General features: G+C 70.0%; 23 protein-coding genes and 1 pseudogene. 17 read left to right on the forward strand and 7 right to left on the reverse strand.

The window, feature by feature from the left end:
• Positions 1–34 precede the first annotated feature (34 nt).
• The gene (locus tag ABZ642_RS00080) at positions 35–1,183 is read left to right on the forward strand and encodes a hydrolase (RefSeq protein ID WP_360474482.1); all 1,149 of its coding nucleotides are present in this window, start codon (positions 35–37) and stop codon (positions 1,181–1,183) included.
• A 113-nt stretch (positions 1,184–1,296) separates the two neighbouring features.
• On the opposite strand, the gene ABZ642_RS00085 is transcribed toward ABZ642_RS00080, so the two are convergent.
• Positions 1,297–2,097 (reverse strand): SDR family NAD(P)-dependent oxidoreductase, encoded by an 801-nt coding sequence (locus ABZ642_RS00085; RefSeq protein WP_360474485.1) that lies wholly within the window; start codon positions 2,095–2,097, stop codon positions 1,297–1,299.
• Between the two features lie 147 nt (positions 2,098–2,244).
• Here ABZ642_RS00085 and ABZ642_RS00090 point away from each other — a divergent pair, with 147 nt between their 5' ends.
• From ABZ642_RS00090 to ABZ642_RS00120, 7 genes are read left to right on the forward strand one after another with little or no spacing between them, the layout of a single operon-like run.
• Positions 2,245–2,670, forward strand: a complete 426-nt coding sequence (locus ABZ642_RS00090; protein WP_360474488.1) for a nuclear transport factor 2 family protein — start codon at positions 2,245–2,247, stop codon at positions 2,668–2,670.
• Positions 2,671–2,684: 14 nt separating this feature from the next.
• Entirely contained in the window at positions 2,685–3,956 is a 1,272-nt protein-coding gene (locus ABZ642_RS00095; RefSeq protein ID WP_360474490.1) for a beta-ketoacyl-[acyl-carrier-protein] synthase family protein, read from the forward strand.
• Positions 3,953–5,194 carry a ketosynthase chain-length factor gene (locus tag ABZ642_RS00100; protein ID WP_360474493.1) on the forward strand — a complete coding sequence of 414 codons (1,242 nt, stop codon included), beginning with the start codon at positions 3,953–3,955 and terminating at the stop codon, positions 5,192–5,194. Before ABZ642_RS00095 ends, ABZ642_RS00100 begins: the two co-directional genes overlap by 4 nt.
• A 10-nt stretch (positions 5,195–5,204) precedes the next feature.
• On the forward strand, positions 5,205–5,462 hold the full coding sequence (locus ABZ642_RS00105) for an acyl carrier protein (protein WP_360474497.1): 258 nt from the start codon (positions 5,205–5,207) through the stop codon (positions 5,460–5,462).
• Complete coding sequence (locus ABZ642_RS00110) at positions 5,459–6,412, forward strand: aromatase/cyclase (protein ID WP_360474500.1); 954 nt, start codon at positions 5,459–5,461, stop codon at positions 6,410–6,412. Before ABZ642_RS00105 ends, ABZ642_RS00110 begins: the two co-directional genes overlap by 4 nt.
• On the forward strand, positions 6,376–7,956 hold the full coding sequence (locus ABZ642_RS00115; RefSeq protein ID WP_360474503.1) for a long-chain fatty acid--CoA ligase: 1,581 nt from the start codon (positions 6,376–6,378) through the stop codon (positions 7,954–7,956). Before ABZ642_RS00110 ends, ABZ642_RS00115 begins: the two co-directional genes overlap by 37 nt.
• Positions 7,949–9,085 carry an alpha/beta hydrolase gene (locus ABZ642_RS00120; protein WP_360474506.1) on the forward strand — a complete coding sequence of 379 codons (1,137 nt, stop codon included), beginning with the start codon at positions 7,949–7,951 and terminating at the stop codon, positions 9,083–9,085. The genes ABZ642_RS00115 and ABZ642_RS00120 overlap by 8 nt, the downstream gene beginning before the upstream one ends.
• A gap of 83 nt (positions 9,086–9,168) precedes the next feature.
• Here ABZ642_RS00120 and ABZ642_RS00125 read toward each other — a convergent pair whose 3' ends face one another.
• On the reverse strand, positions 9,169–9,657 hold the full coding sequence (locus ABZ642_RS00125; RefSeq protein WP_360474509.1) for a MarR family transcriptional regulator: 489 nt from the start codon (positions 9,655–9,657) through the stop codon (positions 9,169–9,171).
• A gap of 68 nt (positions 9,658–9,725) precedes the next feature.
• Here ABZ642_RS00125 and ABZ642_RS00130 point away from each other — a divergent pair, with 68 nt between their 5' ends.
• Together ABZ642_RS00130 and ABZ642_RS00135 are read left to right on the forward strand one after the other, a co-directional pair.
• A complete protein-coding gene (locus ABZ642_RS00130; RefSeq protein WP_360474513.1) occupies positions 9,726–11,441 on the forward strand; it encodes an MFS transporter in 1,716 nt (571 codons plus the stop codon).
• Complete coding sequence (locus ABZ642_RS00135; protein WP_360474516.1) at positions 11,438–11,752, forward strand: hypothetical protein; 315 nt, start codon at positions 11,438–11,440, stop codon at positions 11,750–11,752. The genes ABZ642_RS00130 and ABZ642_RS00135 overlap by 4 nt, the downstream gene beginning before the upstream one ends.
• 739 nt (positions 11,753–12,491) lie before the next feature.
• Here the strand turns inward: ABZ642_RS00135 and ABZ642_RS00140 are convergent.
• Positions 12,492–13,127, reverse strand: coding sequence for a ParA family protein (locus tag ABZ642_RS00140; protein ID WP_360474519.1), 636 nt, complete (start codon positions 13,125–13,127; stop codon positions 12,492–12,494).
• A gap of 137 nt (positions 13,128–13,264) precedes the next feature.
• Here ABZ642_RS00140 and ABZ642_RS00145 point away from each other — a divergent pair.
• Positions 13,265–13,429 (forward strand): annotated as a pseudogene (locus tag ABZ642_RS00145) (cytochrome P450); the annotation flags it as partial.
• A gap of 363 nt (positions 13,430–13,792) precedes the next feature.
• Here ABZ642_RS00145 and ABZ642_RS00150 read toward each other — a convergent pair.
• The 3 genes from ABZ642_RS00150 to ABZ642_RS00160 form a co-directional block, all read right to left on the reverse strand.
• Positions 13,793–14,608 (reverse strand): SAM-dependent methyltransferase, encoded by an 816-nt coding sequence (locus tag ABZ642_RS00150; protein WP_360474522.1) that lies wholly within the window; start codon positions 14,606–14,608, stop codon positions 13,793–13,795.
• A gap of 82 nt (positions 14,609–14,690) precedes the next feature.
• The gene (locus ABZ642_RS00155; RefSeq protein ID WP_360474529.1) at positions 14,691–14,942 is read right to left on the reverse strand and encodes a DUF397 domain-containing protein; all 252 of its coding nucleotides are present in this window, start codon (positions 14,940–14,942) and stop codon (positions 14,691–14,693) included.
• Positions 14,939–15,805 (reverse strand): helix-turn-helix transcriptional regulator, encoded by an 867-nt coding sequence (locus ABZ642_RS00160; RefSeq protein ID WP_360474532.1) that lies wholly within the window; start codon positions 15,803–15,805, stop codon positions 14,939–14,941. Before ABZ642_RS00160 ends, ABZ642_RS00155 begins: the two co-directional genes overlap by 4 nt.
• 333 nt (positions 15,806–16,138) lie before the next feature.
• Between ABZ642_RS00160 and ABZ642_RS00165 the strand changes: the two genes are divergently transcribed.
• The 4 genes from ABZ642_RS00165 (at position 16,139) to ABZ642_RS00180 (ending at position 17,829) form a co-directional block, all read left to right on the forward strand.
• Positions 16,139–16,369: an ATP-binding protein gene (locus ABZ642_RS00165; protein ID WP_360474534.1), complete on the forward strand. Its 231-nt coding sequence runs from the start codon at positions 16,139–16,141 to the stop codon at positions 16,367–16,369.
• A 208-nt stretch (positions 16,370–16,577) separates the two neighbouring features.
• On the forward strand, positions 16,578–16,958 hold the full coding sequence (locus ABZ642_RS00170; RefSeq protein ID WP_360474536.1) for a hypothetical protein: 381 nt from the start codon (positions 16,578–16,580) through the stop codon (positions 16,956–16,958).
• Between the two features lie 40 nt (positions 16,959–16,998).
• On the forward strand, positions 16,999–17,559 hold the full coding sequence (locus ABZ642_RS00175) for a hypothetical protein (protein ID WP_360474539.1): 561 nt from the start codon (positions 16,999–17,001) through the stop codon (positions 17,557–17,559).
• A gap of 105 nt (positions 17,560–17,664) precedes the next feature.
• Positions 17,665–17,829 (forward strand): hypothetical protein, encoded by a 165-nt coding sequence (locus tag ABZ642_RS00180; protein WP_360474542.1) that lies wholly within the window; start codon positions 17,665–17,667, stop codon positions 17,827–17,829.
• Between the two features lie 44 nt (positions 17,830–17,873).
• On the opposite strand, the gene ABZ642_RS00185 is transcribed toward ABZ642_RS00180, so the two are convergent.
• Positions 17,874–18,128 (reverse strand): hypothetical protein, encoded by a 255-nt coding sequence (locus tag ABZ642_RS00185; protein ID WP_360474545.1) that lies wholly within the window; start codon positions 18,126–18,128, stop codon positions 17,874–17,876.
• A gap of 116 nt (positions 18,129–18,244) precedes the next feature.
• Here ABZ642_RS00185 and ABZ642_RS00190 point away from each other — a divergent pair, with 116 nt between their 5' ends.
• Together ABZ642_RS00190 and ABZ642_RS00195 are read left to right on the forward strand one after the other, a co-directional pair.
• The gene (locus ABZ642_RS00190; RefSeq protein WP_360474548.1) at positions 18,245–18,922 is read left to right on the forward strand and encodes an integrase core domain-containing protein; all 678 of its coding nucleotides are present in this window, start codon (positions 18,245–18,247) and stop codon (positions 18,920–18,922) included.
• Between the two features lie 54 nt (positions 18,923–18,976).
• Entirely contained in the window at positions 18,977–19,240 is a 264-nt protein-coding gene (locus tag ABZ642_RS00195; protein ID WP_360474550.1) for a hypothetical protein, read from the forward strand.
• Positions 19,241–19,492: the final 252 nt, after the last annotated feature.

The raw sequence follows: 19,492 nt of genomic DNA on the forward strand, positions 1-19,492 counted from the left end.
CCCGAGCAGTACCGGAGTAGTGAGGAGAAGACAGATGCCCACCGCCGGGTTGTGCACCGCCGCGACCGCGATCGCCGCGACCGCGGGCCACCGTGCCGAGGCCGCCGAACGGGCCCGCGAACTCGACCCCGCCGTGCTGGAGGAGATCGTCCGGGCGGGTTTCGCCCGGCACTTCGCCCCCGCAGCGGTCGGCGGCACCGCTGGTTCCTTCACCGAACTGGTGGAGGCCGTCCAAGTGATCGCCGAGGAGTGCCCCGCCAGCTCTTGGTGCGCCTCGCTGATCGCCTCGATCGCCCGGATGGCGGGGGCGTTCCTGCCCGAGCAGGGCCAGGCGAAGATCTGGGCGGCCGGCCCGGACGCGGTGCTGGTGGGGTCCGTGACACCGTTCGGCACCGCCCGGCCGGCCCCCGGCGGCTGGCTGGTCGCCGGCCGCTGGCCGTACATCAGCGGCGTCGCCCACTCGGACTGGGCGCTGATGTGCGGCCTGGTGGAGTCCGGGACGGGCAGCGAGGCACGGCTGTTCGCCCTGCCACGCCCCGCGTACCGGATCGAGGACACCTGGCACAGCGTCGGCATGGCCGCCACCGGCAGCAACACCCTGGTCCTTGACGAGGTGTTCGTGCCCGAGCACCTCTCCTTCGACCGGGCCGACCTGTTCGCCGGGCGCACCAGCGAGGCCTGGGGCGGGGTGGCGGCGCCCTGCCATCGCGCCCCGCTCCAGGCGGTCAACGGTCTGATGTTCGCCGCGCCGGCGGTCGGCGCCGCGCTCGGCATGGTCCGCGCCTTCTCGGCGTACTTCGCCGAGAAGGTCGGCCACGCCCCGCAACTGCCCGGCACCACCGGGGTGCAGGGCGTTCGGGGCTCCGCCGAGCAGGCCTTGGCCCGCTCGGCCGGCGAGGTGGACGCGGCCCGGCTGTTGCTGGAGCGCGCCGCCCGGCTCGCTGACGAGGGCGCCGCCACCCACCCGCTGGACACCACCCGCAACCTGCGGGACTGCGCCCTCGCCGTCGATCTGTCGGTGACCGCGGTGGACCGGCTGTTCCGCCAGTCCGGCACCCGCGGGCAGGCGGTCTCCGGTTCGATGCAGCGGCTCTGGCGGGACGTCACCGCCATCTCCACCCACGTGGCGCTGCAGTTCGAGCCGGCCGCCCGCGGCTGGGTCGACCAGGTACTCAAGGCCTGACCCCGGTCGACCGTACGACGTCAGGGCGCCGGAACCTCGCTCGAGGTTCCGGCGCCCTGACGTCGTACATGGAGAAGAACGGAGAAGAACGCAGAAGGACGGGGCAGGGGCGATCAGTAGTTGCCCAGGCCTCCGCAGACGTTCAGCGCCTGTGCGGTGACCGCCGCGGCGCCCTGGGAGACCAGGTAGGAGACCATCGCGGCCACCTCGCTCGGCTCCACGTAGCGGCCGAGCGGCACCCGGGTGGTGATCCGGCTGTGCGCCTCCTGCTCGTCCACGCCCCAGATCCCGGCGTAGTGCTCGCGCACCCGCTCGGCCATCGGGGTCTCCACGAAGCCCGGGCAGACCGCGTTGACGGTGATGCCGGTCCTGGCCAGCTCCAGGCCCAGGGACTTGGAGAATCCGACCACGCCGTGCTTGGAGGCGGTGTAGGGCGCGGCGTGCACCACGCCCTGCTTGCCCCCGGTCGAAGCGATGTTGATGATCCGTCCGGTACCCCGCTCCAGCATGCCGCCGTCGGTCAGTGCCGCCTTGGTGACCAGGAAGACGCTGTTCAGGTTGGTGTTGATGACGTCGAGCCACAGCTCGTCGGGGACCTCGGCGGTGGCGCCACCGCCCGGCCGGCCGGCGTTGTTGACCAGCACGTCGAGCCGCCCGTAGCGCTCGACGGTGGCGGCGACCAGCGCCCGCACCTGCTCGGACGACGTGACGTCGCAGGTGCTGCCGTCGACGTCCAGGCCCTCGGCGCGCAGCTCGGCGAGGGTGTCCTCGAGGGTCTTGCCGGTGCGGGCGCACAAGTAGACGGCGTAGCCCTGGCGGGCCAGCGTACGGGCGATCTCGTGGCCTATGCCGCTGGTGGCACCGGTGACCAGCGCGACCCTGCGCTCGGTTTCGGTGGAAGTGGATGTGTTCATGCACACCACCGTCGCCGCGGCGGCTCGCGCCCCGGTCGAGCCCCGCTCCAGCCCCGCGGCGCGGGCGTTGAGCCTGCCTCGACCACGGCTCTTGGACGCGATTGAAGACTGAGCGCATTCAACGGCCGCGTGAAGGAGTCCGAGGAGATGGAGTCGACCGGCATCAGCGCCGAGTTGTACGCAGAGGTTCTTCAGTACTACGCGCGCCAGATGCAGGCGCTGGACGCGGGCAAGGTGGAGGAGTACGCCGCCACCTTCACCGAGGACGCGGTATTCGGCCACACGCCCGGCCGTGAGCCGGCGCGCACCCGAGCCGGCATCCTGTCCGACCTTTATGAGGTGCGCGAGCGGTTCACCGCCGATCCGCAGCAGCGGCGCCACATGTTCACGATGGTCGACGTCGAGCGACTGGCGGACGGCAGGCTCCGCAGTACCTGCTACGCGCTGGTGCTGACCACCCGGCCGGGCAACGGTCCGGAGATGGTCCGCAGTTGCGTGGTGCGCGACGTCCTGGTCCGCGAGGACGGGCGGCTGCACAACCAGGAGCGGCTCGTCGACCACGACGGTTTCTGAGAGAGGTGGTTGTGATGAGCCGACGAGTGGTCATCACCGGCATCGGCGTGCGTGCTCCGGGCAGCCGAGGCAGCAAGGAGTTCTGGGACCTGCTCACCGCAGGCCGTACCGCGACCCGGCGGATCAGCTTCTTCGACCCGTCGTCCTACCGGTCGCAGATCGCCGGCGAGGCGGACTTCGATCCGGTGTGGGAGGGCCTGAGCCAGCGGGAGATCCGCCGCATGGACCGGGCCACCCAGTTCGCCGTGGTCTGTGCCCAGGAGGCCGTACGGGACAGCGGCCTGGACTTCGCGGGCATCGACCCGGCGCGAATCGGAGTCACCCTGGGCAGCGCGGTGGCCGCGGCGACCAGCCTGGAGCGCGAGTACCTGGTGCTGTCCGACTCCGGCCGCGACTGGCTGGTGGACAGCGAGGAGTGGCTGTCGCCGTACATGTTCGACTACCTGGCGCCGAGCGTGATGCCGGCCGAGGTGGCGTGGCAGGTCGGCGCGGAGGGACCGGTGTCGCTGGTCTCCAACGGCTGCACCTCGGGCCTGGACGCGGTCGGCCACGCCCTGCAGCTGATCCAGGAGGGCTCCGCCGACGTCATCGTGGCGGGCGCCACCGATACCCCGATCACCCCGATCGTGGTGGCCTGCTTCGACGCGATCAAGGCGACCACCGCCCGCAACGACGAGCCGGAGACCGCTTCCCGCCCGTTCGACCGCTCCCGCACCGGCTTCGTGCTCGCCGAGGGCGCCGCGATGTTCGTCCTGGAGACGCTCGAGTCGGCGCGGCGCCGCGGCGCCCCGGTCTACGCCGAGGTCTCCGGCTACGGCACCCGCTGCAACGCGTACCACATGACCGGCCTCAAGCCGGACGGCCGGGAGATGGCCGAGGCGATCCGGGTCGCCTTGGACCAGGCCCGCGTCAACCCGACCGCCGTGGACTACATCAACGCCCACGGCTCCGGCACCAAGCAGAACGACCGGCACGAGACCGCCGCGGTCAAGCGCGCCCTCGGCGACCACGCGTATCGCACGCCGGTCAGCTCGATCAAGTCGATGGTCGGCCACTCGCTGGGCGCCATCGGCTCGGTGGAGATCGCCGCCTGCGCGCTCGCCATCAAGAACGGCGTGGTGCCGCCCACCGCCAACCTGCACGAGGCCGACCCCGAGTGCGACCTCGACTATGTGCCGCTGACCGCGCGCGAACTGGACGTGCGGACTGTGCTGACGGTCGGCAGCGGCTTCGGCGGCTTCCAGACCGCGATGGTGTTGCAGCACCCGACCGGGGAGAAGGAATGACCAGGACCGTAGTCACCGGCATTGGCGCGCTCGCCGCCAACGGCCTCGGCACCCAGGACTTCTGGGCCGCCACCCGGGAGGGCCGGCACGGCCTCGCCGAGCTCACCCGGTTCGACGTGACGAAGTACCCGGCCAAGCTGGCCGGCGAGATCCGCGGGTTCGACGTCGCCGACCACCTGCCGGACCGGCTGCTCCCGCAGACCGACGTCTCCACCCGGTACGCGCTGGTCGCGGCCGGCTGGGCGCTGGAGGACGCCAAGGTCGACCCGGCCAGTCTGGTCGACTATGACATGGGCGTGGTCACCGCCAACGCCCTCGGCGGCTTCGAGTTCACCCACCGGGAGTTCCACAAGCTGTGGACCCGAGGCCCGCAGACGGTCAGCGTCTACGAATCCTTCGCCTGGTTCTACGCGGTGAACACCGGTCAGATATCCATCCGGCACGGCATGCGCGGCCCCTCCAGCGCCCTGGTCACCGAGCAGGCCGGCGGCCTGGACGCGATCGGCCATGCCCGGCGGACCGTGCGCCGCGGCACCCCGCTCGTGGTCGCGGGTGGCGTCGACTCCGCGCTCGACCCCTGGGGATGGGCCTCGCAGATCGCCAGCCACCGGCTGTCCACCAGCACCGATCCGGGCCGCGCCTACCTGCCCTTCGACCGGGAAGCCGACGGTTACGTCCCCGGCGAGGGCGGCGCGCTGCTGGTGCTGGAGGACTCCGAGGCGGCGCTGCGTCGCGGCGCCCCGGACATCCTCGGCGAGATCGCCGGCTACGCCAGCGGCTTCGACCCCGCGCCGGGCTCCGGCCGTCCACCGGCGCTGCGCCGCACCATCGAGGCGGCGCTCGCCGACGCCAGGGTGACAGCCGATCAGGTCGACCTGGTCCTCGCCGACGCGGTCGGTGTGCCCGAGCTGGACCGCGCGGAGGCGGACGCGCTGTGCGAGGTGTTCGGCCCAGGCTCAGTGCCGGTGACCGCGCCGAAGGCCGCGTCCGGCCGCACCTACGCGGGCGGTGGCTCGCTGGACGCCGCCATCGCCCTGCTGGCGATCCGCGACAGCGTGATCCCGCCCACCGCCGGCACCCGCGAGGTGCCCGCCGAGTACGGCATCGACCTGGTCCGCGACCGGGCCCGAGAGGCGAACGTGCGCACCGTGCTCGTGGTCGCCCGCGGCCTGTGGGGCTTCAACTCGGCTGTCGTCGTCCGCGCCTGGGACGCCGATGCCACCAACGACCTTGCCTGAGGAGACAGTTGTGAACATCACCGTGGACGAAATCCGCCGTGTCATCGTCGCCAGCGCCGGCGCCTCCGAATCCGGGGTCTCCGAGGCCGACTTCGCCGACACCTCCTTCGACGCGCTCGGCTACGAGTCGCTGGCCCTGATGGAGACCGCCACCGCGATCGAGAGCGAGTTCGGCGTGTTGATACCGGACGAACTGCTCTTCGGCGCCCGCACACCACGCGAGCTGGCCGAACTGGTCCGCTCCGCGAAGGAGGCCGCGGCCGCATGAGCCCGCTCACCCGAGAGATGGAGCACAGCAGGGTGGTGCGCGCCCCCGCCGACCGGCTGTACGCGCTGGTCGCGGACGTCAGCCGCTGGCCGGTGCTGCTCGGTCCGTGCGTGCGGGCCCGGCAGATCGAGCAGCACGGCGCCGACGAGCGGATCGAGCTGTGGGCGCGGACCAACGGCACGATGGCGACCTGGACCTCCCGCCGCTCCCTGGACCCCCGGGCCCTGCGGATCTCCTTCCGGCAGGACCAGTCCACCGCGCCGGTCGCCGCGATGTCCGGCGACTGGTCCTTCCGCCCGGCCGACGACGGCCGGACCCGGATCGTGCTGACCCACGCCTTCAGCGCCGTGGACGACGACCCTCAGGCGCTCGAGTGGATCGCCCGGGCGGTGGACCGCAACAGCGTCGAGGAGCTGACCGCGCTCGGCGACTTCGCCGAACGCCCGCATCCGCTGGACCAGTTGGTCTTCTCCTTCAGCGACCGGGTGGTGGCGCCCGGCGCGGACCCCGCCGACGTGTACGACTTCGTGCACCGCTGCGACCTGTGGCCCGAGCGGCTGCCGCACGTCGGCCGGGTCGACCTCACCGAGGACCCGGCGGGCGCGCAGGTGATGGAGATGGACACCCTCACCTCCGACGGCCGCACCCACACCACCGCTTCGATCCGACTGTGCGTGCCCGGCGAGCGGATCTCCTACAAGCAGACCGTGCTGCCCGCCCTGCTGTCCGGGCACAGCGGTCTGTGGGAGTTCGAGAGGTCAGCCGGCGGCACCGCGATCGTCTCCCACCACACCGTGGCGGTCGACCCGGCCGCGGTTCCGGTCACGCTCGGCGCGGGCACCACCTTCGAGCAGGCATGCGCGCACGTCCGCGACACCTTGGGCGCCAACAGCCGAGCCACCATGGAGGCGTCGTGCGCGTACGCGGCATCGGTGGTGCGGCGCCGATGAACCCGACGCGGAAGCTGGCCGGCCTCGCCCTCGCGCCGGACGCCGAGCCCGACCGGGTGTGCATGGTCGCGGGTGAGCGCTCGCTGACCCGGCGCCAGGTCCGCAACGAGGTGGCCCGGGCCCAGGCCGAACTCCTCGATCGAGGCCTGGTCCCGGGCCGGCGGGTGCTGGCGCTGCTCGACCACGGGCCGGAGGCGGTGTTCTTCCTCGCCGCAGCCAGCTCGCTCGGTCTGCACCTGCTGATGCCGTACGGCCTGCACGCGGCGGCGCTGTCCGAATGGCTGTCCATCGCGGACGCCGCCGAGCCCGACGTGGTGCTGCACTTCAAGCGCGACCGGGCCGGACTGGACGTGCTGCGTGAGCGCTGCGCCACCGTAGTGGAGCTGCCGTTGCCCACCGGCGAGGCGCCCGAGGCGGAGGCGGAACTGCTCCACCCCGAGCCGGTGGAGCACTTCCTGGTGCTGTTCACCAGTGGTACCACCGGCAGGCCGAAGGCGATCAGCATCAGTGAGGCGCACATCTGCGCCCGGATCGGCTGGGTCACCCGGACCATGGGCTACAGCCCGACCGCCCGGATCTTCATGACCGGCCTGATGAACAACACCACCGGTGTGATCAACTCCTTCGGTGCGCTGCTGCACGACGGCACCGTGGTCTTCCCGGAGACCCCGGACCCCGGGCAGTGGCCGGCCCAGGTGGCCCGTCACCGGGCTACGCACCTGGCGCTGCGCCCGGTGGCGCTCAAGCAGTTCGTGTCCGCGGCGGCCTCGGGCGAGGACGATCTGTCCTGTCTGCGGGTGGTCTCCTACGGCGGGGCTGCCGTTCCCCGGGCGGTGCTCGAACAGGGCCGCGAACTGGCGCGCTGCGACTGGATCCAGGGCTACGGGCTGACCGAGACCTACGGCCCGTTCTGCTTCCTGGCCGAGCAGGGTCATGCCGAGGCGCGCTACCTCAAGCACGTCTACTGCATCGGCCGGCCCGACGACTCCCTGGAGGTGCGCCTGGAGCCGGTGGCCGGCCACCCGGACGGCGTCGGCGAGATCCTGGTCCGCGGTGACTCGGTGATGGAGGGCTACGTGGACGTCGCCACCGGTGTGGTCCAGCCGGTCGGCGGGTGGCTGCGCACCGGCGATCTCGCCGAGTGGAGCCCCGACGGCGACCTGGTCCTCAAGGGCCGGCTCGCCGGGGTACTGCTCAGCGAGAACGGCCACCGCATCTACGCCGAGGAGATCGAGGCGGTGCTGGCCGGCACGCCGGGCGCGGACGAGGTGGTGCTGGCAGGCCTGCCGAACCCGAACGGCCCGCACGAGCTGCCGGTCGTCTGCCTGTGCGGTCCGATCGGCCTGCGCGGCGACGAGGAGCTGCGCGAGTTGGTCGCCGCCGCACTGCGTGGCGTGCTGGCACCGGAGAAGTGGCCGGACCGGATCTGGGCCACCCCCGAGCCGTTCGCCCGCAGCGCCAACGGCAAGATCATGCGCGGCGAGGTTGCCGCCGCCGTCGACCCGGCCCGGGTCGTGCTGCTGAAGGGCGGCTCCGATGAATGAGACCACGGAGCGCCTTCGGGTACCCGAGCACGTGTACCGGGCGCTCGGCTACCTCTTCCCGCGGCTGATGTTCCTCAACGCGCGCTACGCCCCGCAGGTGCACTGGGGCGACATCGCGGCGGCCCTGGACGACTTCCCCGCCGACGACCTGGACCTCGCCTCTGCCGGGTTCTGGAACCTCTGGCGCGAGCGCTGGACCGCCCGGGCCGAGGGCTACACCGCCCTCGCCGAGGGATCCGGCACGGTGGCCGGACGCGGCCGCGCACTGCGCGGCGCCGCGGCGGCCTACCACTGGGCGGAGTTCCAGTACTTCGACGACCGGGTCGTCAAGCAGCGGTTGCGGCAGCGCATCCGGGACTGCTTTCTGGGCAGTCTGGCGGGCACCGACCTCGAGGTCACCGAGGGGTCGCTGCCCGGCACCGGCGCGAGCTACTGGGTGCTGCGCACCGAGGCAATGCGCGCATCGGGCGAGCCGCTGCCCGCGGTGGTGCTCTCGAACGGCCTGGACTCGGCCACCGAGGTCGAGGTGGTGGCGCTGGCCGAGGCCTATCTGGAGCGCGGCATCGCCGCGGTGCTCTTCGAAGGACCGGGCCAGGGGTTGTGGCTGGGCCGCACCCCGGTGCTGGTCGAGATGGAGCGGGTGGTCGCCGAGTTGCTGCAGAAGCTGCGCAGTGAGCCGGGGATCGCCGCCGACAGGCTGGCCTTCGCCGGCATCAGCTTCGGCGGCTACCTGGCGCTGCGGGTGGCCCGGGAACTCGGCGAGCACTTCCGGTGCGTCGTCAACTTCGGCGGCGGGCCCGCGCTCGCCAAGTTCGACGGCCTGCCGCGTCGACTGAAGGACAACTTCCGGTTCGCCTTCGGCGTCGGGCGGGGCACCGACCTGCAGCCGCGCTTCGACGAGCTGGCGATCGAGCCCGGTCCGGCGCCCGCCACCGAGGTGCTGAGCGTGTCCGGCGCGCTGGACGACATCTTCCCGATCGAGGGGCTGTACGACCTCGACAGGGCCTGGTCGGGCCGGCACACGCTGGAGGTGCACCCCAGGGAGGCGCACACCAGCCTCAACCTGATCAACTCCTACACCCTGCGCACCGCCGACCTGGTCACCGACCGGCTGACCGGCCGCGCCTGACCGGGAGAAGGGCTTGTCCGGCGATCCGCCGGGCAGGCCCTTCGCGTTCGTCCGGGCACCACCGGGCCCGGGAACCGGTGACGTCAGCGGCGCTCGGTGAGGGACGGACCAGACGCGACGAGTCCGGGGTGCAGGTCGTGGTCGAGTCCGGCGTGCATGAAGACCCGCTTGAGCAGGGTGACGAAGGTCTGCGCCTCGTCCGGCTCCAGCCCGCCGAGCAGCCGGTCCTCGAAGCCGCTGACCAGGGCCTCGGCGTCGGCGTGCAGGCTGCGGCCGGCCGGGAGCACGTGGACGGCGTGGGCGCGGCGGTCGGTGGGATGCCGACGGCGTTCCACCAGTCCGCGCCGCTCCAACTCGTCGACCAGGCCGACCATCACGTTGCGGTGCACGTTCAGCGGGCCGGCGAGCTGGTGCTGACTGAGGCCGTCCTCCTCGATCAGCAGGTTGAGCAGGCCGAACTGGCGGGGGTGGATGCCCAGCGGCGCGAGCACGTCGACTAGTTGCTCCTGCACGTGGGCGCTGAGGTGGGTCATCACGCAGGCGGGGTGGTCGAACAGCAATTGGGTACTCACGGGCACCATGATACCCCCGCTGAATTATCACCTTGAGGGATAGTCACTCGAAGTGCATACTGGTCTCCGTGACTCAAGACATCTCCGCAACCACGCCCGGCGCCCCGCCGCAGGAAACTCCGGGTGGCGCCGCACCCGACCCGAAGCGCCGGCTGGCCTTCGCGGTCGTCCTGATCGCAGGATTCATGGACCTGGTCGACACGACGGTCGTCAACGTCACGGTCCCGAGCATCCAGCACGACCTGCACGCCGACTACGCCCAGATCGAGTGGGTGATCGCGGCGTACGTGCTCTCCTTCGCCGCCCTGCTGATCCTCAGCGGCCGGCTCGGCGACATCTTCGGACGCAAGCGCGTCTTCCTGATCGGCATGGCCGGCTTCACCGTCGCCTCACTGCTGTGCGGCGTCGCGGTCAATCCCGAGATGCTGATCGTCTCCCGGTTCCTCCAGGGTGCTGCGGCCGGCCTGATGGTCACCCAGATCCTGGCGATCCTGCACGTGGTCTTCCCGCCGAGGGAGCGGGGCAAGGCGGTCGCCATCTTCGGCGCTGTCACCGGCTCCTCGGCCGTCTTCGGCCTCGCCCTCGGCGGGCTGCTCGTGCAGTGGGACCTGTTCGGCTGGGAGTGGCGCCCGATCTTCCTGGTCAACGTCCCGGTCGGGATCGCCGCGCTGATCGCCGGCGCCCTGGTGATCCGCGAGTCCCGCGCCCCGCAGCGCCCCAAGCTCGACCTGCTCGGCATGCCGCTGGCCCTCGCCGCCGTGGTGCTGCTGGTCTACCCGCTCACCGAGGGCCGCCGCCTGGGCTGGCCGGCCTGGACCTACGGCATGCTCGCCGGTGCCCTCGTGCTGCTCGCGGTCTTCCTCGCCTACGAGAGGCGCCGCTTCGCCAAGGTCGGCTCCGCACTGGTCGAGTTCGGGGTGTTCCGCTCCCGGTCGTTCTCGGTCGGCATGGCGATGTGGTTCCTGTTCTGGATCGCGGTCGGCGGGTTCTTCTTCGTCTGGACGCTCTTCCTGCAGCAGGGCCTCGGCTGGACGCCGATGCACGCCGGCCTGACCGCCGCCACCTTCGCCATCGGTGTCGGCATCGGCGCCGGCAACGCCCCCGACAAGCTGGTCCCCAAGTTCGGCCGCAACGTGTTGGTGGCCGGCGGCATCGTCAACGCGATCGGCTTCATCGCCTTCGCCGTCCTGGTCGCCCACTACGGCCACAGCCTGGCGTCCTGGCAGATCATCCCGGTGCACGTCGTCTCCGGAATCGGCTTCGGCCTGATCGTCGCGCCGACCCTGGATCTGCTCCTCGGCCAGGTCCCCGGTGAGCAGGCGGGCAACGCCTCCGGCCTGCTGAACACCGTCCAGCAGCTCGGCATGGCGCTCGGCGTGGCCCTGACCGGCGTGATCTTCTTCGCCCAGGTCGGCACCTCGGCCGGCGACGCCACCGCCGAGGCCACCCCGGTACTGAAGTCCGCCCTCAGCGGTGCCGGCGTCGCCTCTCAGGACCAGCTGCTCGGCGACTTCCGCACCTGCGTGCGGGAGCGCGCCGACTCCGTCGACCCGAGCAAAGTCCCGGCCAGCTGCCTGAAGAGCGACCCGAAGGCCGCCGCCGCGTTCGGCGAGGCCATCGCCCGCGCCGACTCGGTCAGCTACTCCTCGGGCTTCCGGACCGTCCTGCTACTGGACGCCGGCATCCTGGTGATCGCCGCCGCCGGCTTCCTGACCCTGCCCAAGCACTCGCGGCCCGCCGACACTGCCGCCGTGAGCACCGAGCCCACCGAGGTGACGGCATGAGCAACGAGAAGAACGTCCTGGTGCTCGGCCGCGAGCGGCATCTGGTCGACGCCTCCACTGACATCATCGAGGCAAACGGCTTCAACGCGGTCGGCGTGACCCGCGACGAGGAGGCCTTCTCACTGCTGGATACCGGCCGGTTCATCGCCGTCCTGGTCGGCAGCGGCGTCGAGTGGGAGTCCCGTCCGCCGGTGCGTCAGCACGCCGCTCCGCACGGCACCGTGGTCCTCGAAGCGCAGCGCATCCCGATGCAGACCGTCCAGGACCACGTCCGACAGGTGATCGTCCCGCAGCTGCTGCAGATCGCCTGACCACCGTCGCACCAGGCCCCCGGATCCAGCCCGTCAACGGCCGGATCCGGGGTCGCGCCCTGATCCGTGTCGGCCACCCGGCCGGAGCGGGGTTCCGCCCAGTCGGCGAACAGCCGCTCAGCGAGGGCGAAGAGCCCGCCGTCGCCGTGCCGGGATCAGCTACCCGGACAGCCCTGGGTCGGTGGAGGACAGCAATCCATGTCGACCGCGTCGCCCTCGGCCACGAGACCTGACCACCCCGCACAACAAGCTTGTGCGGGCCGAGACTCAGCTCGACCCGCACAAGGTGGTGTTCATGGTTTGTGTCCGAAGGGCGAGTTGATCGCTGACGATACGCTCGTACTCGCGCAGGGGCGACTCAAGCTCCAAGATCCGCCGGGTGCCCTCGCTGCCTCCCCATGAGAACCGGCATCCAGGGGGCGCATATTTCCGGGCCTCCGCCACCCAGCGAGATCACCCGGCGCAGTCAAGCCAGTGGGCGAGCGGAGGCCGGTTCACGCACGACTGCGTCACCCGGTTTACGGGGCGCTTCTCGGGGGTCGCAGGACAGCGGCGCCGGCCCGCACCATCACGGACACCGTTGACCCTGCCCATTGCACGAGGTCACGCGGCAAGCCGGAGTCGAGCTCGATGGTCACCCGCACGTATCGGGTGTGCAGCTGAGTGACTTTGACGGGACGCGGTACGACGGCGTCCGGTCCGCGCTGCAATGCGGCTCGGTAGGTGTCCTTCCGCTGATTCATGCCTTGTCCTGTCGCTTGATGAGTTCGTCTGCGAGGTCCATGTACGCCGAGCCTTTGACCTCCACCGGAATTCCGAATGACTGGGCGTACAAGTCGAGCCGCGGAATGTGGGTGGACAACACGTCGAATCCCCGCTCGGTGAGAGCTTCCCGGGCATCGGCGTCAGGGCCGGTACGCGTGGCTTCGGCACGATTCGTTCGGTTCAGCAGAACGGCGGCGTGGGCCGGCTGGACGCGCAAGGACTGTACGTCGCCCATCTCCCCACCGATGGGCGCCATGCGATCCAGCTCGATGGGAGCCGGAGTCACCGGCACGATCCATTCGCTTGCGTACCTCATGATGCTGCGGGCGATATGCGCATGGTCCTCCAGCTGCGGAGCGTCGAATACGACGGCCTGCCGGTCGCCCAGGAAGTCGTTCACGCGCCGGTGCACATCACCCACCGGAAGAGCGACCACAGGAAACGGGAAGCCACCTGCCAATTCGCTCCAGCGCAGCGCGGAGGAAGCGGGGTCGCTGTCGACCAGTAGCGGTGGGATACCCGACTCGTGAAGCGCGTGGGCCAACCAGACTGCGCTGGTCGTCTTTCCCACTCCGGGCTTCAGGTTCACAAAGGCGTAGCTCAGCGACACACGAGTCAACGTATGGTCGCGAGCGGCTGCCTGGCGCCGACTTGGGGCACACAGTGCCATCGTTCACCCGGCGGCGCCGGTGAATCATTCGTATGGGCCAGTACGGAAGTCGCAAGGACCGAGGGGGATCGACAGACTGCCTCGGAGCGCCGCTCGCCCGCACGGAGGCTCGGGTCGCGATCCGAGCCGCGCTGGAGCGCTGCCCCGACCTCGCCCTCGACACCCACCCGGCCGCCCTGACCTGGCGCCACGGCATGCTCATCCGCGGCCCACGTCAGCTGCCGGTCCGACGGAAGTCCTGACCTTACGCTTGCCGAGTACCTCATCCGTGCCGGCCAGGCCGCAAGCGGTAGTCGTGAGCATGCCGCCGCATCCCTCGGCCACGTCCTGCTCGTGACGAGGCCCACGCCCGGCAAGTCCTCGCCGACTTCGAACGGCACTACAACGCGCATCGACCCCACGGGCCTGAGATCAGAGACCCCCTCACGCCTCCGGGGAGCCCTGGGCCGCACCCGACGCGGCTCGCCCAGCGGCCCGAGGAACTACGCGCTGCCCTCGAGGACAACCTTGTGAGTCTCGAGCTCCCTCAGCTCCCATAGCTGCCCCTGGTCAACTGCGCTGCGGGCGCGAGTGCCCAGCCGGCCGGACTGTCGGCCTGACCCCGGTCAGCGTTTGATGCCTACGCCCGCCAACAGGCTGATCTCGGCGTCCGCGATCTCCGTACCGTCGGCGGGTCCGGCGGGCCGCCAGCGGTGACAGCAGACGATGCCGGGTTCGATCAGGTCGAGCCCGTCGAAGAAACGGCGGACGTCGCTGTGCGAACGGAACTGCACCGGAGACCCGGCGTTGGTGTAGGCCTCCGCGACCTTGTTCCAGGTGACGGGATCGAAGTCGGGCGTGCAGTGGTTCATGGCAAGGGCGCTGCCCGTCGGGAGCGGGTCGAGCAGCCGGTGGACGATGGCGTACGGGTCGTTCGGGTCTGTGACGAAGTGCATGAGCGCGTTGAGGGAGAGGGCGATGGGCTGGTCGAAGTCCAGGATGTCGGAGTCCTCCACGGCGCTCATCAGCGCATCGGGGTCGGTGACGTCGGCTTCGATGTAGGCCGTGCGTCCCTGCGTCGTGCTGCGCATGAGGCGTTCGGCGTACTTGAGGACGAGGGGGTCGTTGTCGGCGTACACGACGCGGGCGTCGAGCGCGACGGACTGGGCGACCTGGTGCAGGTTGGGCTCGGTCGGGATGCCCGTGCCGATGTCGAGCCACTGGCGGATGCCGTACTCCTGCGCCAGCACGCGGGTAGCCCGGTGCATGAACGCCCGGTTCTCGCGCGCGGTCACGGGGAGGCCGGGGTGGGCCTTGGCGGCGACCAGGGCGGCCTCCTTGTCGACCTCGAAGTGGTCCTTGCCGCCGAGGAAGTAGTCGTACATCCGGGCCGAGTGCGCCCTGCTCGTGTCGAGATTCCGGCTGGCCTGACTGGTGGTCATGTTCTCCCCTTCATGCGTGTGTCTGTCGGCCCGCAGGCCAGGAACGGGACCGGTGTCGTCGTCCCTTCTGCCCGCCGCCGGTTCACCCGGCGGCCAAGTGATCGGCCAGGCCCTCTGTGACCCCGCGGACGAACGCGGCGATCTCCTGCGGCGTGTAGATCCGCGCCGGTCCGGCCGGGTCGGTCGAGTGCCGTACGGCCACGCGGCCGTCGGCGAGTTGTTTCGCCTCGACGCACAGACCGCCGTTCGGCCCGCTCCAAGGCCGCTCCCAGCCCTGTTCCCCGAGACTGCGGGCCGGCATCCCGTTGTAGATGCCCTCGTCGGCGATCGTCATGAGTACTCCTTGCGCATGCGGTTCAAGAGCGCCCTGCTGTCCTCGGACGACGTCAGCAGCGCCATACGGGAATGCGCCTCGAGATGGGCGCCGACGTCCGCGCGCTGGTCCAGGTAGACGGAGGCGGACAGGAGTTCGCTGTAGACGATGTCGGGCAGCTCGGGTTCCTCGAACCGGAAATACGTGAACGGAGCACACGCCCCGACGTGCGCACCCGCGGTGAAGGGCACGATGTCGAGGCTGACATGCGCGAGCTGGGACACGTCCAGGAGCCGCTCGATCTGCTCCCGCATCACGTCAGGGCTGCCCACCGCCCGGTGCAGGACAGCTTCCTCCATGACCACCCACAACGTGGGGGCGTCCTCCCGCTCCAGCAGGCTCTGGCGGCGCAGCCGCAGCTCCACGCGGCGCACGAGCTCCTCCTCGCTGCCGTTCGGCAACCCGCCGCGCAGCACGGCGCGCGCGTAGTCGGGAGTCTGCAGAAGGCCGGTGACGTACTGGGGTTCATAGGTGCGCAGGGTCTGGGCGCTGGTCTCCAGGCTGACGTAGGCAGTGAACCAGCTGGGGACGACGTCACGGTAGGAGTGCCACCAGCCGGGCTCGTTGGCCTGCTCGGCCAGGTCGACGAACTCGTCGATCTCCTGGCGGTCCGCGCCGAAGGTCTCCAGGAGCTTCTCCACGTAGAGAGGCTTCAGCGCGACCTCGGCCTTTTCCAGCCGACGGATCGTCAGAGTCTTCACGCGCAGTGCTTTTGCCGCGTCCTCCAGCGAGACACCGGCACCGAGCCGCAGGTCCTGCAGCCGGCGGCCGAGGATCATGCGCAGGACTGTCGGCGCGCTGGTGCCGGAACGGGCCTCACTCACGCCCAACCTCCTGAGGGATCACCAACAACACCATTCTTGCAGTGACTTGATGAGGACGCCAGGGTGATAACCGACTTCTGAAATTATCAGGGAGTCGGTTGCAGCGTGAGCACGACCACGCGCATAGTTGACATGTGAGCGGTCAAGTCACAGCTCTGACGCAGCATCCGGCCCGGACGGGACGCGTGCTGCTGATGCCGTCGTCGGCACCCCACCGCACAGCGCCTGCCTCTCACCGCTCGAGCTGCGGCCCGCGTCCCCACAGCGCGCCCGCCCCCCGGACGGCACTGGAAGGCGACATCCGTGACTCTGCCCACACCCTCAGCCCCGGCCTTGACTCCCGCCTCTGGCCTCACGCTGACCGCCGACGAGCGGCGCCTGCGTATCGAACTCCACGACGACGGCCGCACCCCGGTCCGCCCGCACGAGCACCATGCGGACCCCGGCGAGGAGAGCGGGCGAGGCCTGTTACTCGTCCGGCAACTCGCGGACCGCTGGGGCTCCGCACGCTCGACGCGAGCCGAAGGCAAGGTCGTCCGGGCAGAGTTGACGACCTGCCCCTGACGCCATGGGCACCGGCCGGCGCCGCATGTGGCGCCAACCCCGGCAGCGACAGCCCGGATGCGGCGTGGCCAGGCCCGGCCTGCTGCGCAGCAGGTCAGCAGTTCCCCCGTCCAACGGCAGAGACCGCCGTCGGCACCGCACGGCCCCGTTACGTCCCCTTCACGCGGCGAGGAACCCCTTCTCCTCGATCGACCTACAGAAGGCGCCCATGACCCCCCACAGCGAAACCGCTCCTCCCGTCGTGCTGTACGTATGCGCGGACCGAGCACCGGGTGCGCGCGGGGCGGCCACACAGTGCGCTCAGACAGAAGGCCACGCGTTCGCCCAGGAGCGCGGACTGACGATCGCCGAGGTCGTCACCGACACGTACGGTGAGCCCGACCCGGCCCAGCGCAGAGGGTGGCAGCGTGTGAGGGAGCTGGTACAGACAGGCCACGTCTCCGCGGTACTCGTCCGCTGGCCCAGCGCCATCGCCCCGGAGTCCGCGCACGAACTCCGGAACCGCGAGACCACCTGGCTCCACGACCACGGAGTGCGCATCCGGTACACCTGGGCGCCCTTGTCCTCGAGGAGCGACGAGGTGCGGTGATCCCACTCGGCGATGTCCAGATCTTTGATTCACCTGGCCAGTGACCGTCAGGGAGATCCTCAACCAGGAGGGCATCGACCCCGCACCCGACCGAGCCTCCACCACCTGGGCCGCCTTCCTGCGCCCCCAGGCCGACGCGCTGCCGGCCATCGACTTCATCGAGACCGTCACCCTGACCGGGCAGCACCAGTACATCCTCGCCGCCATCGAACACGCCACCCGCCGCATCCGCATCCTTGGCTCTGTATGGACGGGATTTTCGTCAGGCGCAGCGTTCGCGCTTGCCGCACTCCGTGCCGTCGGCTGGATGACATGGCGGGGATCGGACGCCACGAGGCGGCGGGACGACGGAAGGCCGTCGGCCGGCATGCGCAAGGCGTACAAGGCCGTCACCGGCAACACCACCACACAGGAAGAGCAGGAGGAGAAGCTCCGCGAGGCCCTGCACACGTGTCCCGCCGACCGCCGCGGCTACATCAAGGCGCAGCCCGAGGCCTACCCCGACCTGACGCAGCGCCGAGCCGCGCGGATCGCCTGGGAGATGGGCCTGCGCGCGGTGCGGCGGGCAGCCGAGGCTCATGGCGCTTCAAGGAGACCGTGATCGAGGAAGTCCCGCACGACTGAGCAGGGCACGTGAGAGGCCGTGAGCCACACTGTCGGTGCCGACAAGTCATCCCCATCGGGACCCGATCCCCATGCTCCGACCATGTCAGAGGCTTCGCCGGCACCAGGCATCAGCGGCATCATGATCTGTCGTGCTGCTGCGCCTGGCCTGTCTCGCGCCGCCTACGCCTTCGAGGAATTCCTGCACCTTTCGGACTTCGGATCCGCTATCGCCGATCTCGCTGTAAATCTGATCGGCTCGGACTGAAAGTCGTACATCCAGTCCACCACCTTCCAGGATTTCGTGCGGGGTCACGAGCCTTCGGATCGGATGCGCCTTGCAATCTCGATGTCATCCTTGAGTGCGCTCAGGCGGGGTGGGGTTCTGGAATCGTCCAGCACGACTACGTGCAGTCGATCGCCGATCTTGGGGGAATCCGCGTCACCCCACCAAGAGGGATGCTTTCTGAGATCAATGAACCCCTCGGCATCTCCCATGTCCACCATCACACCGACCGGGCTGACCAGTGTGATGGTGACGTCGAGTTCTTCGTGGTCCCGGATCATCGCGTCACCCACCCCCGTTAATGGCGATCCATGTCTTGTTCAGGGTCAACTCATTGAATCTTTCAAGTTTGTCGACTGGAATGGTGAACTCAATTCTCGGGGTCCCGTTGGGCCCCTTGAGGTCGTATCTCCTCGCACCGTCCACGGTCTGGGGGATCCTGAACGCCGCGGGCATAGACCCGGCGCCACGCCAGCCCGGCCCCACTTGGCGTGAGTTCCTGACCACCCAAGCCCAAGGGATCATCGCAGCCGACCTCTTCCACGTGGACACCATGCTTGGAAAGCGCCTGTACGCCATGGCCTTCCTGGAACACGGCACCCGAAAGCTGCACATCACCGGCCTCACCGCCCACCCCACTCGGGCCTGGGCGACGCAACAGGCCCGCAATCTGGCAGACCAACTCGACACGCGCGTGGAGTCGCTGCGCTTCGTGCTACGTGACCGCGACGCCAAGTACGACCAGTCCTTCGACGCCGTTTTCGAAACCGAGGACATGGAGGTGCTGCTCAGCGCGCCACGGGCGCCCCGGATGAACGCGCACTGCGAGCGGGTGATCGGCACTGTCCGCCGCGAGACGCTCGATCACGTCCTGCTCATGAACGAGGCCCACGCCCGGCAAGTCCTGGCCGACTTCGAACAGCACTACAACACGCACCGACCTCACCGGGCCCGAGATCAACGACCCCCTCACTCTTCCGGGCAGCCCGCCACCGTCCACGACCTCGACGGCCCCAGACTCCTGCGCACCCGCATCCTCGGTGGCGCCATCAACGAGTACCGGTTCGCCACTTGACCTGCGGCGATGACTTTCCGAGCCCCACAGGTATCGACGCAGCAGGGAGGGCAGGTGCCGGGCGAGGACGGCGAGCACGGCGCGGTCCGGCCAGGCGAGGAGTGGCCGGACGCCGAGCAGGCGGCACAGCACCGCGTTCTCGTGGCGCAGCGCGAGCAGCTCGGCGTCCTCGGTCTGCTGCGAGCGGCAGGGCAGCAGGAACAGTCCGAGAAGTCGGAGGAAGACCGGGTAGAGCATGCGCAGTGCCCTGCGGTCCGAGCCTGTCATGATCGCCAGGAGTCGCAAATTGCCTGGTCAGATACTGTACGTCACTTCTGAACCCCACAGGCCTGGCCGCGGGAGGCGCGCAGGTCGTAGCCGGAGACGAGCCAGGAGGCGTGCAGCAGGATACGTTCGCCGAAGGGGATGTCGTGTGTCCAGGCGGAGCGTCTGCATCTCGCCGTAGTAGAAATCCGCGGCGCCGGGCTCGTTCTTGAGGAACCTCAGAGCTGTGAAGACACGGTGGACCAGCGCTCCAGCCCCATCCGTCCACTTCTGAACTCGTGTAGATTCAAAAGGAGTTGGCTGCGG

Source organism: Streptomyces sp. NPDC007157 (assembly GCF_040634235.1).
Lineage (GTDB): Bacteria > Actinomycetota > Actinomycetes > Streptomycetales > Streptomycetaceae > Streptomyces.